The sequence below is a fragment of the Cupriavidus plantarum genome, assembly GCF_905397285.1.
Lineage (GTDB): Bacteria > Pseudomonadota > Gammaproteobacteria > Burkholderiales > Burkholderiaceae > Cupriavidus > Cupriavidus plantarum.
The window spans coordinates 225,362-249,358 of sequence record NZ_CAJPUX010000002.1 but is presented as its reverse complement, the minus strand read 5'-3'; the positions used below and the strand labels follow the sequence as shown (position 1 = coordinate 249,358).

At 67.4% G+C, this 23,997-nt stretch carries 11 protein-coding genes; 9 read left to right on the top strand and 2 right to left on the bottom strand.

What is annotated here, in order from left to right; genetic code table 11:
- Positions 1 to 170: 170 nt before the first annotated feature.
- From KHP16_RS09835 to malQ, 6 genes are all read left to right on the top strand, one after another.
- Positions 171 to 1,190, top strand: coding sequence for a sigma-54 interaction domain-containing protein (locus tag KHP16_RS09835; protein ID WP_244214605.1), 1,020 nt, complete (start codon positions 171 to 173; stop codon positions 1,188 to 1,190).
- A gap of 244 nt (positions 1,191 to 1,434) precedes the next feature.
- Complete coding sequence (locus tag KHP16_RS09830; RefSeq protein ID WP_211960096.1) at positions 1,435 to 4,779, top strand: alpha-1,4-glucan--maltose-1-phosphate maltosyltransferase; 3,345 nt, start codon at positions 1,435 to 1,437, stop codon at positions 4,777 to 4,779.
- The gene (gene treS / locus KHP16_RS09825; protein ID WP_211960095.1) at positions 4,776 to 8,174 is read left to right on the top strand and encodes a maltose alpha-D-glucosyltransferase; all 3,399 of its coding nucleotides are present in this window, start codon (positions 4,776 to 4,778) and stop codon (positions 8,172 to 8,174) included. Before KHP16_RS09830 ends, treS begins: the two co-directional genes overlap by 4 nt.
- A gap of 10 nt (positions 8,175 to 8,184) precedes the next feature.
- Positions 8,185 to 10,425: a 1,4-alpha-glucan branching protein GlgB gene (glgB, locus tag KHP16_RS09820; protein WP_179594063.1), complete on the top strand. Its 2,241-nt coding sequence runs from the start codon at positions 8,185 to 8,187 to the stop codon at positions 10,423 to 10,425.
- 103 nt (positions 10,426 to 10,528) lie between these two features.
- Positions 10,529 to 12,676, top strand: coding sequence for a glycogen debranching protein GlgX (gene glgX, locus KHP16_RS09815; RefSeq protein ID WP_211960094.1), 2,148 nt, complete (start codon positions 10,529 to 10,531; stop codon positions 12,674 to 12,676).
- Between the two features lie 38 nt (positions 12,677 to 12,714).
- The gene (malQ, locus tag KHP16_RS09810) at positions 12,715 to 14,937 is read left to right on the top strand and encodes a 4-alpha-glucanotransferase (protein WP_211960093.1); all 2,223 of its coding nucleotides are present in this window, start codon (positions 12,715 to 12,717) and stop codon (positions 14,935 to 14,937) included.
- Positions 14,938 to 14,986: 49 nt separating this feature from the next.
- Here malQ and KHP16_RS09805 read toward each other — a convergent pair whose 3' ends face one another.
- Complete coding sequence (locus KHP16_RS09805; protein ID WP_211960092.1) at positions 14,987 to 16,948, bottom strand: PAS domain-containing hybrid sensor histidine kinase/response regulator; 1,962 nt, start codon at positions 16,946 to 16,948, stop codon at positions 14,987 to 14,989.
- A 187-nt stretch (positions 16,949 to 17,135) separates the two neighbouring features.
- Positions 17,136 to 17,273 carry a hypothetical protein gene (locus KHP16_RS09800; protein WP_167468446.1) on the bottom strand — a complete coding sequence of 46 codons (138 nt, stop codon included), beginning with the start codon at positions 17,271 to 17,273 and terminating at the stop codon, positions 17,136 to 17,138.
- A gap of 193 nt (positions 17,274 to 17,466) precedes the next feature.
- On the opposite strand from KHP16_RS09800, the gene KHP16_RS09795 reads away from it, so the two are divergent.
- From KHP16_RS09795 to treZ, 3 genes are all read left to right on the top strand, one after another.
- Positions 17,467 to 20,046: a glycogen/starch/alpha-glucan phosphorylase gene (locus tag KHP16_RS09795; protein ID WP_244214606.1), complete on the top strand. Its 2,580-nt coding sequence runs from the start codon at positions 17,467 to 17,469 to the stop codon at positions 20,044 to 20,046.
- 252 nt (positions 20,047 to 20,298) lie between these two features.
- A complete protein-coding gene (glgA, locus tag KHP16_RS09790) occupies positions 20,299 to 21,990 on the top strand; it encodes a glycogen synthase GlgA (RefSeq protein ID WP_211960091.1) in 1,692 nt (563 codons plus the stop codon).
- A gap of 13 nt (positions 21,991 to 22,003) precedes the next feature.
- The gene (gene treZ / locus KHP16_RS09785; RefSeq protein ID WP_211960090.1) at positions 22,004 to 23,992 is read left to right on the top strand and encodes a malto-oligosyltrehalose trehalohydrolase; all 1,989 of its coding nucleotides are present in this window, start codon (positions 22,004 to 22,006) and stop codon (positions 23,990 to 23,992) included.
- Positions 23,993 to 23,997: the final 5 nt, after the last annotated feature.

Sequence of the window (23,997 nt, the reverse complement as noted above, 5' to 3'; positions counted from 1 at the left end):
GGTTATGCCAGTGTCCGTCTGACACGGCTGTCGGACCTTGCCGCGATCCATGCGCGGGCGGTAGCCACTGCCTGCCTCAACAGATAGCATAAGAGCCATCAACCACCAATCCCGCCGCGTTGTCCGCCTCTCTCCCTGGGGAGGCCGACGCCGTGGCATAGGCGACCCCAGTGTCCACTACCACCGTCACCAGCCCTCCGAGCCGCACTGCTCCGCCGCCCCGCGCGCCGGCTCGCCGTGCCGTGCCCGGCCAGGTTTCCCTGCTCTGGGAATCCACGTCCCCCGCGATGCAGCGGCTGCTGAGCCAGCTCGATCGCGTCGCGGCCACCGATGTCACGATGCTTGCCGTCGGGGAGTCCGGCGCGGGCAAGGAAGTCGTCGCGCGTGCCGTGCATGAACGCAGCAATCGCCGCACGGGACCCTTCATCGCCGTAAACTGCGGTGCGATCGCGCCGACGCTGATCGAATCCGAGTTGTTCGGGCACGAGAAAGGCGGCTTCACGGGCGCATTGGAGCAAAAAGCAGGCTACTTCGAACAGGCGCAGTCCGGGACGCTGTTTCTTGACGAAGTGACAGAAATGCCACTTGAGATGCAGATCAAGCTGCTCCGCGTGCTGGAAAGCCGGACGTTCCAGCGGGTGGGCGGCGATACCCTGCTGGTCAGCGACGTGCGCATTCTGGCCGCCACCAACCGGGACCCCATGGACGCCGTGCGCAATGGCCATCTGCGCGAGGATCTGCTCTATCGGCTGGCCGTGTTCCCGTTGCAGATTCCGCCGTTGCGCGAACGCCCCGAGGACATCATCCCGCTCGCGCGGCATTTCCTCGCCGAGTTCAACGCCATGGAGCAGACCGACAAGACGTTTTCGGCGGGCACGCTCGAGCGGCTTGTGCGATACGACTGGCCCGGCAATGTGCGCGAACTCAAGAACGCCGTGTATCGCGCGTACATTCTCGCCGACAAGCTCGTGGAAATCGGCAATCCGAATCTCGCGAACCAGCCGCCGCGTCCGACGACCGTCGATGGCGTCGTGAGCGTGCGCGTGGGCACCACGCTTGCGGACACGCAGCGCGAGATCATCCTCGCCACGCTGGCGCGCTACGACGGCGACAAGCGGCAGGCCGCGCGCGCACTCGGCATCAGCCTGAAGACCTTGTACAACCGCCTGGACGTTTATCGCGCCAGCTGAGTCACCAGCCGAACCGGCCGCCTGGCCGGTTCGCTGCGATGCGCAAAGACGCGCCTCGCCGCATGTAGGAATTACATGTGGCCCCTCCCCCTCCTCTCTTCAGCACGCGCTTCACACCCCGCCATCCGTTGCCTTGCAAGGCGCCACGGCTTTTTTTCCTGCGCTTCGACGTTCTGGCACAGCCTTCGCATGCCTCGCCTGATCTATTCACGGCTCAAGGCGCATTGCCGCCAAGGAACGTCACGTGCGTATTTGCCAACTCACTCCGACCGCCTCGCGAACGAACGACCAGCCGATCAACGACAGCGCGCTGACGCGCGTCGCTTCGCTGGGTTACGACCATGTGCTGCTGGCAGGCTGGTCGGTCCCCCATAACCGCACCGAATCGCTGTCCGCCGTCACGGCATCCTGCCGCCGGCACGGACTCGGCGTGCTGCTCGATCTCTCGCTGGACCGTTTTCCCCAGGACGCGGCCGCGCACCACGATGGCTGGCTCGATCACGCGCGCCCGAATGGCGGCCCGGATGCCAGCGATCATCATCTGCCCGGCGTGCGCCTGCGCTGGCACGATCCCGCCGTGGCGTCCGCCGCGATCCACTGGTGGGCCACGCAGATTCGCGATGCCCTGGATAGCGGCGTGGCGGGCTTCATCTGTCGCGCGCCGACGCGCGTGCTGGGGCTGCACTGGACCGAACTGATCAACGAGGTTCATCGTGGCGGTGCCGCGCGGGGCGTGTTCCTCGCCTGGACGCCGGGCACCACGCCGCAACAGCTCGACGACCTCGCACAGGCACCCTTCGACGGGGCTTTCTCGTCGCTGCCGTGGTGGGACTATCGGAGCGCGTGGCTGACCGAGGAGATCACGCGGTTGCAGCGGTTCGGCCGCGTGCTGGCCGCACCGTCCCTCACGCCAAACGGTCTCGACGTGCTCGCCGCGCGCCGTGCGCTATGGACGGCCGCGGCGATCGGCGACGGTTTGCTCGTCCCGGCCGGGTTCGAAACCGGTGGCGGCGGACTGGCCGCGGATCTGGAAGCGCATGACACGCCGTTCGACCTCTCGCACGAGGTCATCGAGGTCAATGCATGGATCGCGGCGCAGCGCGGAGCGCATGCGGTGGCGGTCCGGCAACTGAGCGGACCCGATGCGCCGCTGACCGTGCTCGCGCGCGTTCCGCGCTATCTGGCGAACGGGAAAGGCGGCGAGGCAGGTCCGGGGGGCCAGGGGAATGATGGCGCGGCAGATGGCGCGGCAGTCGGTGCGCTGACGGTCGTGCTCAACCCGTGCACGGACAATCCGGCGTCGTTCGGTGCCGACCGCATCCTGCAGGGTCTGCCGCAGCCGGCGGCCACGCTGCGCCCTAGCGAAGGCGGCCCCGGCAGCGCGCTCGCCCCGCAGGAGACGCTGGATCCCTGCGGCACGATCACGCTGGCCCCGGCCGACATCCGCATTTACTGCGCCTTGCCCGCCGTGGCGACGAAGCCCGCGGCGAAGGCGAAGAAGGGCGCCAAAAGCAAGGACACGAAGGGAGGCGTCAATCGGCAGCCTGCAGTCTCTGTTGCCGATGCCATGGCCTCGCCCCGCGTCGCCATCGAGAACCTGACGCCGTCGTGCGATGCGGGCCGCTTCGCGGTGCGCCGCGTGGTCGGCGAGCGCGTCGAGGTCAGCGCCGACATCTGGATGGACGGACACGACAAGCTCGCCGCCGCGGTGGTCTGGCGCGCGCCAGGGGAATCGACGTGGCAGTCGTCGCCGATGGTGCCGATCGTCAACGATCGCTGGCGCGGCAGCTTCCCCATGGTGGCGATGGGCCGCCACGAATACACGGTCGAAGCGTGGAAGGATAGCTTCGGCAGCTGGCTCGACGAGGTCGGCAAGAAGCGAAAGGCCGGCGTCGACATCACGCTCGAGATCGAGGAAGGCGCCCGCCTCGTGCAGGAGACGCTGGCCGGTCCCGATGCCGCGCGGATCGAGGACGCGAGTGCCATCGTCGCGGATCTCGAGGCCGCGCGCGGCGACGATGGGCTGCGGCTGGAGATCCTGCTCTCGCCGCGCACCGACTCGGCGATGCGTGCCGCGATGGCCTTCCCGTCGGGACGCCCTTTCCTGAGCCGCTTTCCCTCGACGCTACCCGTCGAGGCCGACCGGCTCGCGGCACGCTTCGCCAGCTGGTACGAACTGTTCCCGCGATCGGAGAGCGGCGATACGCAGCGCCACGGCACCTTTGCCGATGTCATCCGACGCCTGCCCGACATCCGCGCGATGGGCTTCGACGTGCTGTACTTCCCGCCGATCCATCCGATCGGCCTCCAGCATCGCAAAGGGAAGAACAACAGCCTCAAGGCCGAACCGGGCGACGTGGGCAGTCCCTATGCCATCGGCGCGGCCGAAGGCGGGCACGACGCGATTCATCCGGAACTGGGCACGATCGAGGACTTCCAGCGGCTGCGCCACGCGGCCGCCGACCTCGGTATCGAGCTCGCGCTCGACTTCGCGATCCAGTGCTCGCTCGACCATCCGTGGCTCAAGGAACATCCCGAGTGGTTCCAGCATCGGCCCGATGGCACGCTGAAGTACGCCGAGAACCCGCCAAAGAAATACGAGGACATCGTCAACGTCGATTTCTATGCATCGCCGGGCGGCGACAAGCTGTGGGAAGCGCTGCGCGACGTGGTGATTTTCTGGGCCGAGCAAGGCGTGCGCATTTTCCGCGTCGATAACCCGCATACCAAGCCGCTGCCGTTCTGGGAATGGATGATCGCGGACGTGCGCGCGCGTTATCCGGACACGCTGTTCCTGGCCGAAGCGTTCACGCGTCCGAAGATGATGGCGCGGCTGGCCAAGCTCGGTTTTGCGCAGTCCTACACGTACTTCACGTGGCGCAACACCAAGGCCGAGCTCATCGAGTACATGACCGAACTCACACGCGGCCCGATGCGCGAGTTCTACCGTCCGCACTTCTTCGTCAACACGCCGGACATCAACCCGTACTTCCTGCACGACGGCGGCCGCCCCGCGTTCCTCATCCGTGCCGCGCTGGCGTCTCTGCTCTCGGGCCTCTGGGGCATGTACAACGGATTCGAGATCTGCGAGAGCGCGCCGCTCGTCGTCAATGGCGTGACCAAGGAGGAATACCTCGATTCCGAGAAGTACGAGCTGCGCACGCGGGACTGGAAGCAGCCCGGCAACATCGTTGCCGAAATTTCGCGCCTCAACCAGATCCGCGCAAGCCATCCTGCGTTGCAGAACCACCTGGGCCTGCGCTTCTACCACGCAAGCGACGACGCGGTACTGTACTTCGCGCGGTTCGTCCCGAGCGGCGCCGAGCAGACGGGCGCATTCGGTGACGACGTGCTGCTCGGGGCGATCAGCCTCGATCCGCGCGCGCCGCGCGAGGCCGATATCGAATTGCCATTGTGGGAATGGGGGCTGCCCGACGACGCCTCGCTGCTCGTGGAAGACCTCATGTTCGGCCACCGCTTCACGTGGCAGGGCAAGCATCAGCACATCCGCCTGAACCCGTACGAGCTGCCGTTCTCGCTCTGGCACGTCAGGCCACAACCGACAACAACATCCGGAGACACGGCATGAAGCGTCTACCCGATCGCGCCAACGCCGCCATGCTCAACGCCGACCCGCTCTGGTACAAGGACGCGGTCATCTATCAACTGCATATCAAGTCGTTCTACGACGCCAACGGCGACGGCGTGGGCGACTTCGCGGGCCTGCATGCCAAGCTCGACTACCTTGTCAACCTCGGCGTGGATACGATCTGGCTGCTGCCGTTCTATCCGTCGCCGCGCCGCGACGACGGGTACGACATCGCGGACTATCGCGGCGTGCATCCCGACTACGGCACGCTGGCGGAAGCGAAGCGCTTCGTCAGCGCCGCGCACGCGCGTGGGCTGCGCGTGATCACGGAGCTCGTGATCAACCACACGTCGGACCAGCATCCGTGGTTCCAGCGCGCGCGCAAGGCCAAGCCGGGCTCGGCCGCGCGCAACTACTACGTGTGGTCCGATAACGATCAGGCCTACGCGGGCACGCGCATCATCTTCTGCGATACGGAGAAGTCCAACTGGAGCTGGGATGCCGAGGCGGGCGCGTATTTCTGGCACCGGTTCTATTCGCACCAGCCGGACCTGAACTTCGACAATCCGCAGGTCATCAACGAAGTGTTGTCGGTGATGCGGTACTGGCTCGACATCGGCGTCGACGGCCTGCGCCTCGACGCGGTGCCGTACCTCGTCGAACGCGAGGGCACGAGCAACGAGAACCTCGCAGAGACGCACAAGGTCATCAAGCAGATCCGGCGGCATCTCGACGAACACTACACCGGCCGTCTGCTGCTTGCGGAAGCCAATATGTGGCCCGAGGACGCGCAGCAGTACTTCGGCGGCCAGAGCGGCGGTGCCACCGCCGACACGACGGGCGCCGCGAGCCCCGACGGCATTGCCGGCGACGAATGCCACATGGCATTCCACTTTCCGCTGATGCCGCGCATGTACATGGCCATCGCGCGCGAGGACCGCTTTCCGATCACGGACATCATGCGGCAGACGCCGGAAGTGCCGCCGAACTGCCAGTGGGCCATCTTCCTGCGCAATCACGACGAGCTGACGCTCGAGATGGTCACCAGCAGCGAGCGCGACTACCTGTGGGAGGTCTACGCCTCCGACCGCCGCGCGCGCATCAACCTCGGCATCCGCCGCCGCCTGGCGCCGCTGATGGAGCGCGACCGCCGCCGCATCGAGCTGATGAACAGCCTGCTGTTCTCGATGCCCGGAACGCCGGTCATCTACTACGGCGACGAGATCGGCATGGGCGACAACATCCACCTTGGCGACCGCGATGGCGTGCGGACGCCGATGCAGTGGTCGCCGGACCGCAATGGCGGCTTCTCGCACGCGGACCCGGAACGACTCGTGCTGCCGCCGCTGCAAGGGCCGCTGTATGGCTACGAGGCCGTGAACGTCGAGGCGCAGAACCGCGATCCGCACTCGCTGCTCAACTGGATGCGCCGCATGCTCGCCCTGCGCCGCCAGCATCGCGCGTTCGGCCGCGGCACGCTGCGCTTCCTGTTTCCCGGCAATCGCAAGATCCTCGCCTATCTGCGCGAATACGATGGCGAGCACATCCTGTGCGTGGCCAACCTGTCGCGCGCGCCGCAGGCCGTGGAGCTCGACCTCTCCGCATTCGCCGGCCGCGTGCCGGTGGAGATGCTCGGCGCCACGCCATTCCCGGCCATCGGTCAGCTTACGTACCTGCTCACGCTGCCGCCCTATGGTTTCTATTGGTTTGTGCTCAGCGAGGACGCGCAACCGCCTTCCTGGCACGTTGACGCCCCCGAACAGATGACCGACCAGATTACGCTTGTCGTGCAGAACGTGGCCGGCCGCTCGGAGCTGACCGAGTCCGCGCGACGCGCGCTCACCACCGAGGTCCTGCCGCACTACCTCGCGCGCCGCCGCTGGTTCGCGTCCAAGGGCGACAAGATCGAACGCGTGAACGTCGCCTACGCGTGGCCATTCACGAAGAGTCCCTCCGGCGAGGAGATCTTCCACTGCGAGGTCGAAGTCGTACTCTCGGGCCGCTCCGAATGCTATCAACTGCCCGTGGCATTGCTGTGGGACAAGGAAAGCCCGGAGGGTGTGTCGCAGCTCGCGTATGGCCTGTCGATGGCGCGTGTTCGCCGCGGCGCGCGCGTGGGCATGGCGACGGACGGGTTCGTGGTCGAGCCCTTCGCGCGGCAGGTCGTGACGGCGCTGCGCGAGGGCACCGAGGCCGAGACCTCTCATGGCGTGATTCGTTTCCGCGCGGAACCGGGCCTCGCCAGCGTACCGCTCGAACAGCAACCCGTGCAGTGGATGTCCGCCGAGCAGTCGAACAGCTCCCTCGCCTATGGCAACTACGGCGTGCTCAAGATGGTCCGCCGCATTGCGGGCGGCATCCATCCGGAAGCCGAGATGACCCGTTATCTCACGAAGCATGGCTACGCCCACTCGGCACCGTTGCTCGGCGAGGTCGTGCGCACGAATGCCGACGGCACGCCTTACACGCTGATGCTGCTGCAGGGGTACATCCTCAACCAGGGCGATGGCTGGGACTGGACGCTGGACTACCTGAGCCGCTCCATCGACGACGCGCTGCCCTCCGATGGCGGCGAGGACGATTTCGACGAGGCGCTGAAGGGCTACGCCACGATGATCGGCACGCTCGGGCGCCGCATGGCGGAACTGCACGCCGTGCTTGCGCAGCCTACCGACGAGGAAGCGTTCTCCCCCGAGGTCGCCGACGCACCGCAGGCCGAAGCATGGGCGCGCGATGCGCTGACGTCCTTCGAAGACGCCATGACGCTGCTGGAAGCGCGCCGTGCCGAGGCGAAGGGTTCGTTCGCGGAGGACATCGAAACGCTGATGGCCGCGCGCGCGCGGCTGCCCGAGGTGATCGCGCGCCTTGCCAAGGCGGCGCCCGGCACGCTGCAGACGCGCATCCACGGGGACTTCCACCTCGGGCAGGTGCTGATCGCGCAGAACGACACGTACATCGTCGACTTCGAGGGTTCGCCACGCTATTCGCTGGACGTGCGACGCCGCAAGACCTCGCCGCTGCGCGACGTGGCCGGGCTGCTGCGTTCGCTCGACTATGCGGCGGCCACCGTCGGCACCGACCGCCGCGAACGCACCCATGTCACGCTGCCGCCGGCCCTGGCCGAGCGGCGCGCGGCGCTGCTCGAGCGCTTCCATGAAGCCGCCAGCGGCGCCTTCCTCAATTGCTACCAGCAGACGATGCGCCAGGCGCCGCAGCCGTGGGTCGAACCCGCGCAGTTGCAGCCGCTGCTCGATCTCTTCCTGCTCGAGCGCGCGGCCTATGAAGTCGGCTACGAAGCCGCCAACCGTGTGGCCTGGATCGATCTTCCGACCAGCGGGCTCGCCCGCCTCGTGCGCAAACTGCTGGGAACCGGAGCCGCTGATGGCCAGCCATGACACCGCAGAGATGGACCAGAAAGCCGACCTCACACTACCCGATCCGGTGATCGACTCGCTGCTGGCGGGGCGCCTTGCCGATCCGTTTGGCGTGCTCGGCCCGCATCGTGACGACCGCGGCGTGGTGGTGCGCGCGCTGCTGCCCGGCGCCGAGGCCGCATACCTTGCGGATGCCGCGGGCAAGACCGTGGCGGAGATGTCGCGCCTGCATGACGGCGGCGTGTTCGCCGGCCGGCTGCCCGGGTGGGGCAAGGGTCAACCGGGGCCACGCGACTATCGCCTGCGCATTCGCTGGCCCGATGGCAGCGAACAAGTCACGGCCGATCCCTATGCCTTCGGCCTGCTGCTCGGCGAGCTCGACCTGCACCTGATCAACGAAGGCCGCCACCTCGAGCTTGGCGCTTGTCTCGGCGCGCAGTGCATGACGGTTGACGGCGAGACCGGCGTGCGGTTCGCGGTATGGGCGCCGAACGCGCAGCGCGTCTCGGTGATCGCCGACTTCAACGGCTGGAACTGCACGCGGCACCCGATGCGCATACGGCATGGCTCCGGCGTGTGGGAACTGTTCCTGCCTTCCGCGCTGGGCGCGGGTGCCGGTTCGCGCTACAAGTACGACCTGATCGGCGCCGACGGCACGCCGCTTCCCGACAAGGCGGATCCCCTCGCGCTTGCAACGGAGCCGCCGCCCGCCACCGCCTCCGTGGTCGCATGCGCGGGCCAGAGCGCTCCGCCGTACGGATGGAACGACGGGGAGTGGATGCGCGAGCGCGCGTCGAGGAATCCGTATGCCGCGCCGATGTCCGTGTACGAGCTGCACGCGATGTCTTGGCAGCGCGCCGCGGACGACCCGGAACGCGGCTGGGAAATCCTTGCCGAGCGGCTCGTCCCCTATGTGCGCGATCTTGGCTTCACGCACATCGAACTGTTGCCCATCACGGAACATCCGTTCGGCGGATCGTGGGGCTATCAGCCGCTTTCGCTCTTCGCCCCCACCGCGCGCCTTGGCCGGCCCGAGCAGTTCGCGGCGTTCGTCGATCGGTGCCATCAAGCGGGCATCGGCGTCATCCTCGACTGGGTGCCCGCGCATTTCCCGACCGATCCGCATGGTCTGGCCCGCTTCGATGGCACGGCGCTCTACGAGCACGAGGACCCGCGCGAGGGCTTCCATCAGGACTGGAACACGCTGATCTACAACCTCGGGCGCAACGAGGTGCGCGGCTTCCTGCTGGCGGGCGCGCTGCACTGGCTGGAGCGCTTCCATATCGATGCGCTGCGCGTCGACGCGGTTGCCTCGATGCTCTATCGCGACTACAGCCGTCAGGCAGGACAGTGGATTCCCAACCGCTACGGCGGGCGCGAGAACCTCGAAGCGGTCGCGTTCCTGCGCGACCTCAACACCATCGTGCATGAACGGTGTCCCGGTGTGCTGACCATCGCCGAGGAATCGACTGCCTGGCCCGGCGTGACCGCGAGCGTCGAGTCGGGTGGCCTCGGGTTCGACTTCAAATGGAACATGGGCTGGATGCACGACACGCTGCGCTACATGGCGCACGCGCCGATTCATCGCCCGTGGCACCACTCCGACATGACCTTCGGCATGGTCTACGCGTGGTCGGAGGCCTTCGTGCTGCCGCTCTCGCACGACGAGGTGGTGCACGGCAAGGGCTCGATGATCGGGCGCATGCCCGGCGACGACTGGCAGCGGCTGGCCAACCTGCGCGCGTACTACGCCTTCATGTGGACGCATCCCGGCAAGAAGCTGCTGTTCATGGGCGGCGAGTTCGCGCAGTGGCGCGAGTGGAATCACGACGACGAACTCGACTGGTCGCTGCTCGACCAGCCGCAGCATCGCGGCGTGCATTCGCTGGTGCGCGACCTGAACCGCCTCTACCGCGAACTGCCCGCGCTGCATGCGATGGACCATCACCCGGAAGGTTTCCAGTGGGTAGTGGGAGACGACCACCAGAACAGCGTCTTCGCCTATCTGCGCAGCGCCGGCCGAGGCAGCCGCGACGTGGTGCTGGTGGTCGTGAACATGACTCCGGTGCCGCGGCCCGACTATAGGCTTGGCGTGCCGTTTCCAGGCGCCTGGGAGGAATGCCTGAACAGCGACGCCGCCGTCTACGGTGGCAGCAATGTGGGCAACGGCGGACGCGTGGAAGCGGCCGAGGAACCTTCGCATGGCCAGCCGGCCTCGGTCACGCTGATGCTGCCGCCGCTCGCCACGCTGGTGCTGCGCTTCACTGGCTGACCACGGGAGATGCGCTGATCGACCGAGACGCGCGCGGCGGCCTGGCGAGGGTCCGAGAACAATCACTACAACCGTAACGACTTCTCAGGAAGGAGCTGACTTCATGGCGAGCGCCCCCATCGACCGCCTCCTGCCCGGCAAGCCCTACCCCCTCGGCGCGCACTGGGACGGGCTCGGCATCAATTTCGCGGTGTTCTCCGCCAATGCGAGCCGCGTCGACCTGTGCCTGTTCTCGGCCAACGGCCGGCGCGAGCGGCAGCGGCTGCAGTTGCCCGAGTGCACCGACGAGATCTGGCACGGCTACCTCCCGCACGCGCCGCTCGGCACGGTGTACGGATTCCGCGCGTTCGGTCCATACGAGCCCGCGCGCGGCCATCGCTTCAACCCGCACAAGCTTCTGCTCGACCCCTACGCGCGCCAGCTCACGGGCCCGGTGCGCTGGTCCGATGCATTGTTCGGCTATCGCCTCAACAGTCCGCGCGCGGACCTCACGCCCGATCGCCGCGACAGCGCGCCGATGATGGCAAAGGGCGTCGTCGTTGACGAGAGCTTCCATTGGGGCGACGACCGTCCGCCCGCCGTGCCCTGGCCGAAGACGACGATCTATGAAGCGCACGTGCGCGGCCTGTCGATGCAGCGCGAAGACCTGTTGCCGCATGTGCGCGGCACGTTCGACGCGCTGGCCGATCCGCGCTTCGTCGACCATCTGCATTCGCTCGGCGTGACGTCGATCGAACTGCTGCCCGTACACGCGTTTCTGCAGGACCGCTTCCTCATCGAGCGCGGCCTGCGCAACTACTGGGGCTACAACACGCTCGCGTTCTTCGCGCCGGAGCCGCAATACCTGTCGACGAACCAGCTGCACGAGGTCAAGATCGCGATCCGGCGGCTGCATGCCGCGGGCATCGAGGTGATCCTCGACGTGGTCTACAACCATACCTGCGAAGGCAACGAGCTCGGACCGACGGTTTCGTGGCGCGGCCTCGACAACGCCAGTTACTACCGGCTCATGCCGGGCGACGAGCGCCACTACATCAACGACACGGGGTGCGGCAACACGCTCAATCTCTCCCATCCGCGCGTGCTGCAGATGGTCATGGACTCGCTGCGCTACTGGGTGCAGTGCTATCACATCGATGGCTTCCGTTTCGATCTCGGCAGCACGCTGGGCCGGGAGGCGCAGGGCTTCGATCCCGGCTCGGGCTTCTTCGATGCGCTGCTGCAGGACCCCGTGCTCTCGCGCGTGAAGCTGATCTCCGAACCATGGGACCTCGGGCCCGGCGGCTATCAGGTCGGCAACCATCCGCCGGGCTTTGCCGAATGGAACGACAAGTTTCGCGACAACGTGCGCCGCTTCTGGCGCGGCGACCCCGGCCAGCGCGGCGAACTCGCGGCGCGGCTTACGGGGTCCGCGGACCTGTTCGATCGCCGCCATCGCAAGCCGTGGGCGAGCGTCAACTTCGTGACCGCGCACGATGGCTTCACGCTCGCGGACCTCGTGAGCTACTGCCACAAGCACAACGAAGCCAATCGCGAAGACAACCGGGACGGCAGCGACGACAACGCCAGCGCGAACTGGAGTCCCGACGGCAGCATCGAGGGGCCAACGGACGATCCGATCATCCTCGAGACACGCGGCCGCGTGGCGCGCGCGATGATGACCACACTGCTGTTGTCCCAGGGCACGCCGATGATCACGGCCGGCGACGAATGGGGCCGTAGCCAGGGCGGCAACAATAACGCGTACTGCCAGGACAGCCCGATCTCGTGGCTAGACTGGAACGATGCCGCCGATCCTGCCAACGCGCCGATGCTCACGTGCGTGCGCCGGCTGCTGGCATTGCGCAAGCAATTGCCGGTGCTGACCGAGAACCGCTTCGTGCACGGCCGCACACGTCCCGCGCCGGGCCTCGCGGATATCGCGTGGTTCGACCCGGAAGGCAACGAACTGAGCCCGGAGCAATGGGCCAACCCCGAGGAGCGCACGCTCGCGCTGCGGCGCGCGACGCACGATCCCGCGCAACAGGATGTCGTGCAGGTGATCCTGCTCTGTCTGAACGCGAGCGGAGAAGACGTCGTCTTTCGCCCGCCCGCGCCCGGCACGCAGTGGCGCGTGCTGTTCGACAGCACTACGCCCGACAGCGGAGAGACCTCTGTCCGATACGGCGACGACGGGCGCGCGATGCAACCGGTGCCCGCGCACGGCGCGGTGCTGCTCGCCGCGGACGTTCCGAAGGACGAGAGCGCCTAATCAACCAAGCGCCTCATCGACCAAGCGCCTCATCGACCATGACCACATCCAACACCGATCCGCTCTTAGCACTCGCCGCGCAGGCGGGCCTGCAAACCCAATGGGACGATGCGTGGGGCAATCCGCAGGCGCTCTCGCCGGAAGCCATCCGCACCGTGCTGACGGCCATGGGCCTGCCTTGTGACAACGACAGCCAATGCGAAGCCTCCCGCGCGCGCCTCGCCGCCGAGGACGCCGCGCAGGCGTTGCCGCCGCTGATCACCGCCGACGTCGACCGGCCCGTCCATGTGCCCTGGCGCGACGAGATCGCGCAGCGGCCCTATCGGCTCGAACTCGAGGACGGCACCGTCGTGGAAGGCGTCGCCAACCGGCTCGCGGGTACGAGCACGCCGAACGGCCCAGCCGATACCGGCGGTGGACGGCTTGCACTGGCGCCGATCGCCACGCCGGGCTATCACCGCCTGCTGATCGGCGACCTGCAAACCACCGTCGCCGTGGCGCCGCCACGCTGCTATGGCGTGGCGGATGCCCTCGCCGATCGCAAGGGGGTCCATACCAATACGAAGCCATGGGGGGTCTCCGTTCAGCTGTATTCGCTACGACGCGGCGCCCAGACAGGCCTCGGCGACCTCACGGCCCTGGCCGAGATCTGCGAGGCCGCTGCCGGCGCGCAGGCGCATGCGGTCGCGATCAATCCGCTGCACGCGGGCTTTGCCGCGCTGCCCGCGCGCTATAGCCCTTACTCGCCGTCGAGCCGACTGTTCCTCAATCCGCTCTATGTGGATCCCGCCGCGGTCTTCGGCGCGGAAGCCACGGCGGACGCGATCGCGGCGCTGTCGCTCGCGGACACATTCGCAACCGCGGAGGCGCGTAGCGAGATCGACTGGCCCGCGTTGTCCCCCGCGCGCTATGCCGTGCTGCGCTGGCTGTGGGAGCGCCATGCGGACCTGCTGCCCGCGGACGTATTGCAACGCTTCTCGGCCTATCGCGCTCGCGGCGGCAGTGCCCTGCATGCGCACGCCTGTTTCGAGGCGATGCAACAGCATCGGCTCCGGTCGGACGGCGAAGAGGGGGCCGACTGGCGCAACTGGCCCGACGCATGGCGGGACCCGCAAAGCGACGCGGTGGCGGCGTTTGCGCGCGATCACGCCGACGACGTCGCCTTCCACACGTTTCTGCAATGGATGGCCGCCGACGGCCTGGCCGCCGCGCAGCAACGCGCGCGCGACGCCGGCATGGCCATCGGCGTGATTGCGGATCTTGCGGTGGGCACGGATCCCGGCGGCAGTCATGCGTGGACGCGACAGGCCGAAGTCCTCAACGGCTTCCATGCCGGCGCACCGCCCGACGTGTACAACCCCCTGGGCCAGGATTGGGGTGTGGCGGTGTTCTCGCCGCGGGGCCTGCGTCAGCATGGCTACGCCGCGTTCATCGAGATGCTGCGCGCGAACCTTGCCCATGCGGGCGGCCTGCGCATCGATCATGTGCTCGGGCTTGCGCGCATGTGGCTCGTGCCCGAGGGCGCCTCCGCGCGGGAAGGGGCCTACCTCACTTACCCGCTCGAGGACATGCTGCGGCTCGTCGCGCTGGAATCGTGGCGGCATCGCGCGATCGTCATCGGCGAAAATCTTGGCACCGTGCCGGACTCCCTCAATGACGCACTGGCGTCGCGCGGGTTGCTGGGCATCGACGTGCTGTGGTTCGAACGCGAAGCCGATCCGCCCGCCGAAACAACGACTCCCGCGACGGCTCGATTCACGCCGCCCGCGGAATGGCCCCGGAACGCGGTGGCCACCACGACCACGCACGATCTGCCCACGATTGCCGGATGGTGGACGGGCCGCGATATCGCGTGGCGCGCGAAGCTGGGCCAGCTCGGCCCTGACGAGACCGAAGCGGACGCCATGGCGGGGCGCGCCGCGGATCGCGCGGCGCTCTGGCATGCGCTAGTGGAAGGCGGAGTGGTCGGCGGCGATCGCGACGCGCCGGCACAAGCTTCGCCTGAAGCTTCACCTGAAGCTGTGCCCGAAGCCGCGCCCATCGAGGCGATCCTTGCCTGGCTCGGCCGCACGAAAACGCCGCTGCGGCTGGTGCCGATCGAAGACCTGACGGGCGCGGTCGAGCAGCCCAATCTGCCCGGGACAACGAGCGGGCATCCGAACTGGCAGCGGCGTCTCGATATCGATGCCGGAGCCGGTGAGCTTTTCGCGCGCGGCGACGTGGCCGCACGCGTGCGCGCGCTACGGAGCACGGATGCCTGAGCGGGAGATCGAGCGGGCGGGTACGATGCGGCGCGCCCTATGCCGCCCCCTATGCCCGCAACGCGCCGTTCAGCGACTCCACGGTGATTGGCTTGACGAGGTGATCGACGAACCCCGCATCGAGCGCGCGGCGGCGGTCGTCCGCCGTCCCGCGGCCCGTCAGCGCGAACACGCGCGCGCCCAGGCCGCGCGCGTGCATGGCGGCAATCACCTCGTAGCCATCCATTTCCGGCATTTCGAGGTCCAGCAGCACGACGTCCGGGACGAAGTCGCGCGCGATCTCGAGCGCTTGCGCGCCGCCGTAGGCGGCCCGGGCTTCGTGGCCCAGCACCGCGAGCAGCTCGACCATGCTGTCGGCGGAGTCCGCGTTGTCGTCGACGATCAGCACGCGGCGCGCGACGCTGGCGTCGGGCACCGCGCGTACCACGGATTCGCCGTCCATCTCCACCTCCGGCAGGATCACGGTGAACGTGCTGCCCCGGCCCCTGCCGGGACTGCTTGCCTGAATCGCGCCGCCATGGGCTTCCACCACCGCGCGCGCGAGCGCGAGACCGATGCCGAGGCCGCCACGCTGCCCCGCGTCGCCCTCCTGCGCGAACAGGTTGAAGATGCGGTCGATCGCTTCCGGCGCGACGCCCTCGCCCGTATCGGCCACGGTCGTGATGACGTTGCCGCCCTCCGCGGATACGCCGACGGAGATCGCCCCGCCGCGCGCGGTGTATTTGGTCGCGTTGCTGAGGAGATTGGACAGGACCTGCCCGAGTCGGCCCGCATCGGCGTTGACGAACAGCGGGTCGGCGGGCAGTGTCACCGACAGACGCTGGCCGGCCGACTCGATGACCGGGCGGACCGCCTCGATGCATGTGCTGACGATCTCGTTGTACATGGTCGGCGCGAGCTGCACCTTGAGCTTGCCCGTGGTCACGCGCCCCACGTCCATCAGGTCGGAGACGAGCCGCGTCAGCAGATGGACCTGCCGCCCGATGATGTCCGCGCAATGGCGGATGCGCCCGTCCGCCGGCGAGGTAAGACGGATGACGTCCACCGCATTGCGGATCGGCGCGAGCGGATTCCGCAGCTCGTGGGCAAGGATCGCGAGAAAGGCCTGGACGCGCTGGCCGGAACCCTCGAGTTCCCGCAAGCGCGCCGCGTCGGTCATGTCGCGCGCGGTCCAGAGGATGCCGGTCGGACAGGCTGCCGCATCGCGCGACAACATCAGGCTGATGCCACAGCGCACCAGTGTGCCGTCCTTGCGCTGCAGCCGGTCCTCGCCGGTCCACGCGCCCTGCGCGCGCACGGTGTCCAGCACGGCGAGGTCGTTGCCGGCCCCGATGTCCTGCCGCGAATAGAGCAGCGATACCGGCTGGCCGATGGCGTCGCCGGCACTGTAACCGGTCAGCGCGGTGGCGCCATCGTTCCATTCCAGAATGACGCCGTCGAGGGTCAGTTCCAGCACCGCGTGGTTGGGAAGCGCATTGGCCAATTGCGTGCGGCGGGCCTCGGCCTGCTCGGCGCGCTCCTCCGCCGCATGCCGGACGGTCACGTCATGGCAGGCCACGGCGAGGCCGTCGTTGCTCGGCACCGCATGCATATGCGCGTAGAACACGCTGCCATCGCGCCGCGCGCACCAGCCACGCCACTCGGCATGCCCCTCCGCGCACGCGGTATCGAACCATCTATCGAGCCACCGGTCGCCGTCCGCCGCGCCGTCCACGGAAAGGGTGTCGTCATGCGCGGTGGTGCCCTGCAGGCTGCCGCCCGACAACAGGCAAGACAGGTGGCGGCCCAGCACTTCGTCCTCCGCATAGCGGAACACCCGGCGGGCCGCGCCGGTCCATTGACGAATATGCCCGTCCGCAGTCAGATCGAACACCGCCACATCCTGCAAGGCCTCGAGCCATGCGGGCTGGGATGCCCATCCGTCCGTCATGCCGCGCGGCACGCCACCGCCGTGCGTGCCCACGGATCCCTCCCGCGCCGGTGCCATGACCGGCGCCTGCCGCTGCCACATAATTTGTCCTTCTCTTATCGCGAGAGAGCTGCTTTTCTTGGAAGCCAGGGGACGCGCGCGAAGACCGCCGCGCCCATCCATGATAGACGGTCGCACCCCCTTGCAGTCTTTGCTCAAGCGGGTAAATGCGGACGGGTCGCGCGGGAAAAAACTACAACACGGCGGATGGCCGGGCTCAGTGCGCGGCTCAGGAGGAAGGCGGCACCGGATGCTTGTCCGGCAGGTCGCGCGCGGGCTTGTCGCCGCGCTCCTTGCCGTGGTCCGGGCACTGGTCGGGCCGATGATCCGGGCGGCGGGCAGGTTCGTGCGGAATATGGGTGGCCATGGAGGGTCTCCGGAGCGTGGGCGCGAAGCGACGGGATTTCGTCGCGAGGCAAGCGCATGGGGACGCGCTTCCGAACCCACCCTTGCACATTCTGTACCCATCGCGCGTTTGATACGAACCGGGCCGCCCGGCCATTCTTTTTTCTAGCATGGAGGCTGACGTCTCTCCCGTCCATCCCAAAGGAGTTGCTACGATGAACGAACCCACACGGCTGCGCGCCGCACCCGCGGCGAGCACGGACCAAGGCGACGATACCCGTACCGCGATGTCGGGCGCCACGATCCGCCGGGCCTTTCTCGATCACGTCTTCTATACGCAGGGCAAGCTGCCCGGCCACGCCAGCGGGAACGATCTGTATCAGGCGCTGGCGCATACGGTCCGCGACCGCCTCGTGCAACGCTGGATCAGCACGGCGGAAACCTATCAAAGCCAGCCGTCGCGCACGGTGGCTTACCTGTCCGCCGAGTTCCTGATGGGTCCGCACCTCGGCAACAACCTCGTCAACCTCGGCATTTTCGACGACGTGCGCGCCGCCATGGCCTCCCTGGACCTCGATCTGGACGAAATCCTCGCGCAGGAAGTCGAACCGGGTCTCGGCAATGGCGGTCTGGGCCGGCTGGCGGCGTGCTTCATGGATTCGCTCGCGTCGCTCGAGATCCCGGCGCTGGGCTACGGCATCCGCTACGAATACGGCATCTTCCATCAGAACATCATCGACGGCATGCAGGTGGAGAGCACCGACACCTGGCTGCGCAACGGCAATCCGTGGGAGATTCAACGCTCCGAATGGGCCGCGCAGGTGCGGCTGGGCGGCCATACGGAACACTATATCGACGATCGGGGCCATTACCGCGTGCGATGGGTGCCGGCGAAGACCGTGGTGGGCGTGCCGTTCGATTCGCCGATCCTCGGCTATCGCGTCAACACGGTCAACACACTACGGCTATGGCGCGCGGAGGCGACGGAAGCCTTCGACTTCCACACGTTCAACCGCGGCGATTACCTCGGCGCGGTCAACAAGAAGGTGACGTCGGAAAACCTTACCAAGGTGCTCTACCCCAACGACGAAACCCAGCAAGGCAAGGAGCTGCGGCTCGAGCAGCAGTACTTCTTTGTCGCCTGTTCGCTTCAGGACATGATGCGCCTGCTGGCCTCGCAGGGCATGCCCGTCACCCGCTTCCACGAGAAGTTCGCGGTACAGCTCAACGACACGCATCCGGCCATCGGCATCGCCGAACTGATGCGGCTGCTCGTGGACGATCACGATGTGCCATGGCAGGAAGCCTGGCACATCACGCGGCACGCCTTCGCGTATACCAACCACACGTTGCTGCCGGAGGCGCTGGAGCAATGGCCGCTCGAACTGTTCGGCCGCATCCTGCCGCGCCATCTGGAGATCATCTACGAGATCAACGCGCGCTTCCTCGACGACGTGCGCATCCGGTTCTACGGCGACGAGTCGCGGCTGGCGCGGCTGTCCCTCATCAGCGAACATGGCGGCCGCCACGTCCGCATGGCCAATCTGGCCTGCCTTGGCAGCCATGCGATCAACGGCGTGGCGGAGCTGCATTCGCGGCTGATGCGCGAGGATGTCCTCAAGGACGTCTATGAAATGTGGCCCGAGAAGTTCACCAACGTCACCAATGGCGTCACGCCGCGCCGGTGGATCGCCCTGTCCAACCCGCGCATGACGCAGCTGGTCACCGAAGCGATCGGCGACGAATGGATCCGCGACCTGGACAAGATCCGGGCGCTGGAGCCCTATGCCGACGATGCCGCCTTCCGCGAGCGCTGGTACGACGTGCGGCGCCAGAACAAGCAGGATGTCGCGCGACTCGTCCGCGACACCACCGGCGTCGTCATCGATCCCGATTCGATGTTCGACGTCATGGTCAAGCGCATCCACGAATACAAGCGCCAGCATCTCGCGGTACTCCATATCATCGCGCTCTACCACCGCATCAAGTCCGATCCGCATGCGGAGATCACGCCGCGAACATTCCTGTTCGGCGGCAAGGCCGCGCCGGGCTATCACTACGCCAAGCTGATGATCCGCTTTGTCACGTCGGTAGCCGATGTGGTCAACAACGATCCGCAGGTGCGCGACCGGCTCAAGGTGGTCTTCCTGCCGAACTTCAACGTCACGTACGGCCAGCGTATCTATCCGGCCGCAGACCTGTCCGAGCAGATCTCGCTGGCCGGCAAGGAAGCGTCGGGCACGGGCAATATGAAATTCGCAATGAACGGCGCCATCACGATCGGTACCATGGACGGTGCCAATATCGAACTGCGCGACGCGATCGGCGCCGATAATTTCTTCCCGTTCGGCCTCAATGCGTCCGAGGTATATGCGCTCAAGGCCGCCGGCTACCGGCCCGCCACCTTCTACGAGAGCGATCCGGAACTGCGTGCGGTCATCGACCTGATCCAGCACGGTTTCTTCTCCAAAGGCGACGCCGCAGTGTTCCGCCCGCTGTTCGAGGGGCTCCTTCAGCACGACCCCTACATGCTGCTCGCCGACTTCGCGTCGTACATGCATTGCCAGCAGGACGTGTCCAATGCCTATGGCGACCGCGCGCGCTGGCAGCGGATGTCCATTCTGTCCAGCGCGCGATCCGGGCGATTTTCGTCCGATCGTGCGATTCGCGAATACGCCGATCGCATCTGGCGGGTCGAGCCCGTACCGGTCTGCCTGCTTCACCGCGCGAGCGGGCAGGTGCAGGGCGCGCGGCAGGGTGGCGAGCCGGGTTTCAGCGAACGTTGCGCGTCGTAAAGTTCGCCGCCGCATGGGCGCGGTAGTTTCTACAACGCCCGACGAAGCTTGTACATCGGTATGACAACGCGCGGTGGGCGGCGGGAGTGCCCGCTCGCGCGCCGGCGCGGTTTTTACGCACTGCAGCAGGCTGGCACGGAGTTCGCATTGGACGTCCGCGCGCGTTTTCCGCGCACGAGCCAATAACAAGAACGAGCCCCGTGCGGCGACGCCTGCCGCACACGCCGTTCGCACTCAATCCGGAGTCCAACCTTGAACGCGAACATCCTTTTTGTCGCGGCGGAAGCGCAACCTCTTGCCAAGACCGGCGGCCTCGCCGACGTCATCGGCGGCCTGTCGGGCGCATTGCATCGGCGCGGCGCAAACGTGTCGGTGCTGATGCCGGGCTACCCGCGCGCGATCGCGTCTGCGCGAGGCGTGCGCAGCCTGGGCGCGATCCGTCTGCCGATGGAGCTGCCCCCGGGCCACAGTCCCGCGCGGCTGCTCGAGGGTCAGATGCCGGACAGCGGCGCACGCGTGATCTTTCTGGATTGCCCTTCCCTTTACGATCGTCCGGGCTCCCTTTACGTCGACCCGACGGGTCGCGATTTCTGCGACAACGCCCAGCGCTTTGCTGCACTCGCACATGCCGCCGCCGCGATCGCCGCGGGCGAGACGCCGCTGCCGGCCCCCTCGATGGTCCACGCCCATGACTGGCACGCCGGACTGACCCCGCTGTTCATGCGCATGCGCGGATTGCGCACGCCGACGGTCTGCACGATCCACAACCTGGCATTTCAGGGCGTGTTCCCGATGGAACTGGCCGGCGTGCTCGGGATCCCCGACGAATATCTGGTGCCGGATGGCATCGAATTCTGGGGCAAGCTCAACTTCCTCAAGGCCGGCATCCGCTACGCGGACCGCGTCACGACCGTCAGCCATACTTATGCCCGCGAGATCCGGACGAGCCACTTCGGCCACGGTCTCGATGGTCTCCTCGATCACCGCGCGCACGTGCTGGGCGCCATTCCTAACGGCGTGGACACTGCCGCCTGGGACCCCGCGACCGACCGCCTGCTGCCGCAGCGCTACGATGCGCGCAGCGTGACGGGCAAGAAGGCCTGCAAGACCGCGTTGCAGTCGCGCTTCGGTCTGCCGCAGGATGCGAGCCTCCCCGTCATCGCGATGGGCAGCCGCCTGACACATCAGAAGATGGCCGACGTCGCGCTCGATGCCATCGAGCGGATCGTCGTCGCCCATGACGATGTGCAGTTCGCGATCCTTGGGTGTGGGGATCGGAAGCTGGAAGCCGCATACGTCGATCTGGCGGCGCGCTACCCGAACCGCGTGGCGGTGGCCATCGGCTATCGCGAAGAAGACGCGCATCTTCTACATGCCGGTGCCGATGCGCTACTGCACGGCAGCCGCTTCGAACCGTTCGGCCTGACGCCCGTCTACGCGATGCGCTACGGCACGGTGCCGATCGTCTCGCGCGTGGGCGGCCTGGCCGATACCGTGCGCGATGTCGGCCACGAAGCCGCACCGGCACCGCGCGCCAATGGCATCATCTTCGACGGCGAGAGCGCCGAGGACATGGCGGAAGCCATCACGCGCGCGCTGGGCTGGCTCGGCAAGTCGCGGCACTGGCGCGCCATGCAGCGCGTCGGCATGCAGACCGACTTCAGTTGGGACAGCCCGGCGCGCCAGTACATGGCGCTGTATGGCGCGCTTGCACCGGAACTCGCCATCGCGCCGCAACCGCTGATGCAACCGACGGCGCAACCGGTGGAGCAACAGTTGGCGCACGCCGAAACGCTGGCGGCAGCCAGGGAGCGCGAGGAAGCGTTGGCCGCCGCGCGAAAGCCGGCCAAGGCCCCGCGTACCCGCAAGCCCGCGCGTCCGACCGCGGTTGCCGAGCCGCAGGGCGCGACCGTAGAGCCCGTGGCCGCGGCCACACTTGCCTGAACCAGGACGCGTGATGACACAGACGATGTCGATCGAGCCAACGGCGGCCCCCGCGCCGCCGCATGCCAACTGGGAAACACTGGGTGGCGACGTCCGGGCGCTGCCCTGCAGCGACAACGGCGAGGCGCTCTATCGCTTCGGCCCGGCGCCGCTTGCGGACGGCCGCGTACGCTTCAGTCTGTGGGCGCCCGATGCTGCCGCACAGGGACAATCGGTGCGCCTCGAGATCGCGGGCATGCAGCCGATCCTGATGTCGCAGGGAGATCGCGGCTGGTTCGAGGCCGTGACCGCGTGTTGCCACGGCGCCCGCTACTGGTTCCGCCTCGATGACGGCACCACCATCCCGGATCCGGCCTCGCGCGCGCAGGCGGAAGACGTCCATGGCGCCAGCGTGTTCTGGCATCCGTCGGACGAATCCGGCTACGCGTGGCGGCACGTCGAATGGACCGGCCGGCCATGGCATGAAGCCGTGATCTATGAAATGCACGTGGGCCTGCATGGCGGCTTTGCCGGCGCCCTGCGTGTGCTGCCACGGCTCTCCGCGCTAGGCATCACGGCAGTCGAGCTGATGCCCATCGCGGAATTCCCGGGCGCGCGCAACTGGGGGTATGACGGCGTGCTGCCGTTCGCGCCCGAACACGCGTACGGCACGCCGGACCAATTGCGCGAATTCGTCGACACCGCGCACGGCCTCGGCATGATGGTGCTGCTCGATGTCGTGTACAACCACTTCGGGCCCGAAGGCAACTATCTGCCGAGCTACGCCAGCCGCTTCTTCCGCGAAGACCGGCAGACGCCGTGGGGCCCCGCCATCGACTTCCGCCAGCCCGAAGTGCGGCGCTTCTTCACCGAGAACGCCCGCTACTGGCTCGAGCAGTTCCGCTTCGACGGCCTGCGTCTGGACGCGGTGCATGCGATCGAAGACGAGGGCTGGCTGCCTCAGATGGCGGAGCATCTCCGCCAATGCCTGAAGGACCGGCACGTCCACCTCGTGCTCGAGAACGATCACAACGATGCGAGTCTGTTGCGCAGCGGTTACGACGCGCAATGGAACGATGACGCGCATCATGCCTTGCATGTCCTGCTCACGGGCGAGCACGATGGCTATTACGGCGAGTTCAACGAGGATCTGCCTGGCACGACGCCGTCGGGCCCCGGTACGCCCGCGCTGCGCCATCTGGCGCGCGTGCTGGGCGAAGGTTTTGCGTGGCAGGGCGAAACGTCTCCGCACCGCTCCGGAGATGCGGACGGCCCGCTTCAGGGACGCGAAGTCCGCCGCGGGCAGCCGAGCGGGATGCTCGAGGCCACGTCGTTCGTCATGTTCCTGCAGAACCACGACCAGACCGGCAATCGCGCGTTCGGCGAACGCCTGACCACGCTTGCCGATCCCGATGCGTTGCGCGCCGCGGTCGCGTTGCAGTTGCTGAGCCCGCAGATCCCGATGATCTATATGGGCGAGGAAGACGGCGCGCGAGAACCCTTCCTGTATTTCACGGATCATCCGCCCGAACTTGCCCAGGCGGTGCGCGATGGCCGCCGCCGCGAATTCGGGGCCGCCGCCGCCTTCAGCGACGAATCGCGCGCGGCACAGATTCCCGATCCGAACGCCGTGGAAACGTTCGAAGCGTCGCGGCCGCATTGCGACGACACGGACGGCTATTGCCGCGCGTGGCATCACTATTATGGCGAGCTGCTCGCGATCCGCCGGCACGAGATCGTGCCGCGTCTGGCAGGTACGCGCAGCGCTGGCGTGGAGATTCTCGGCGATCGCGCGCTTGTTGCGCGCTGGACGCTCGGTGACGGCAGCCTGCTGTCGATCTGGCTCAACCTCGGGGACAACCCGGTGCCGGCGCAATGCGAAGCATCCACGGCGCTGCACTCGAACCTGTTGCCTGGCGGCATCGCCGCGCTGACCGGTGGCGAGTTGCCGCCGAAATGCTGCGTCACCTGCCTGCATCGCGCGGAGACCGGTACTCACCACGCTCACCTCTCTCACCACTGAAGCGG

What these genes read in the sequence shown, in the direction of transcription:
- malQ (WP_211960093.1), top strand. Translation starts at nt 12,715, where the DNA reads ATGACCACATCCAACACCGATCCGCTCTTAGCACTCGCCGCGCAGGCG.
- KHP16_RS09805 (WP_211960092.1), bottom strand. Translation starts at nt 16,948, where the DNA reads ATGTGGCAGCGGCAGGCGCCGGTCATGGCACCGGCGCGGGAGGGATCC.
- glgB (WP_179594063.1), top strand. Translation starts at nt 8,185, where the DNA reads ATGGACCAGAAAGCCGACCTCACACTACCCGATCCGGTGATCGACTCG.
- KHP16_RS09795 (WP_244214606.1), top strand. Translation starts at nt 17,467, where the DNA reads ATGAACGAACCCACACGGCTGCGCGCCGCACCCGCGGCGAGCACGGAC.
- treS (WP_211960095.1), top strand. Translation starts at nt 4,776, where the DNA reads ATGAAGCGTCTACCCGATCGCGCCAACGCCGCCATGCTCAACGCCGAC.
- KHP16_RS09800 (WP_167468446.1), bottom strand. Translation starts at nt 17,273, where the DNA reads ATGGCCACCCATATTCCGCACGAACCTGCCCGCCGCCCGGATCATCGG.
- glgX (WP_211960094.1), top strand. Translation starts at nt 10,529, where the DNA reads ATGGCGAGCGCCCCCATCGACCGCCTCCTGCCCGGCAAGCCCTACCCC.
- treZ (WP_211960090.1), top strand. Translation starts at nt 22,004, where the DNA reads ATGACACAGACGATGTCGATCGAGCCAACGGCGGCCCCCGCGCCGCCG.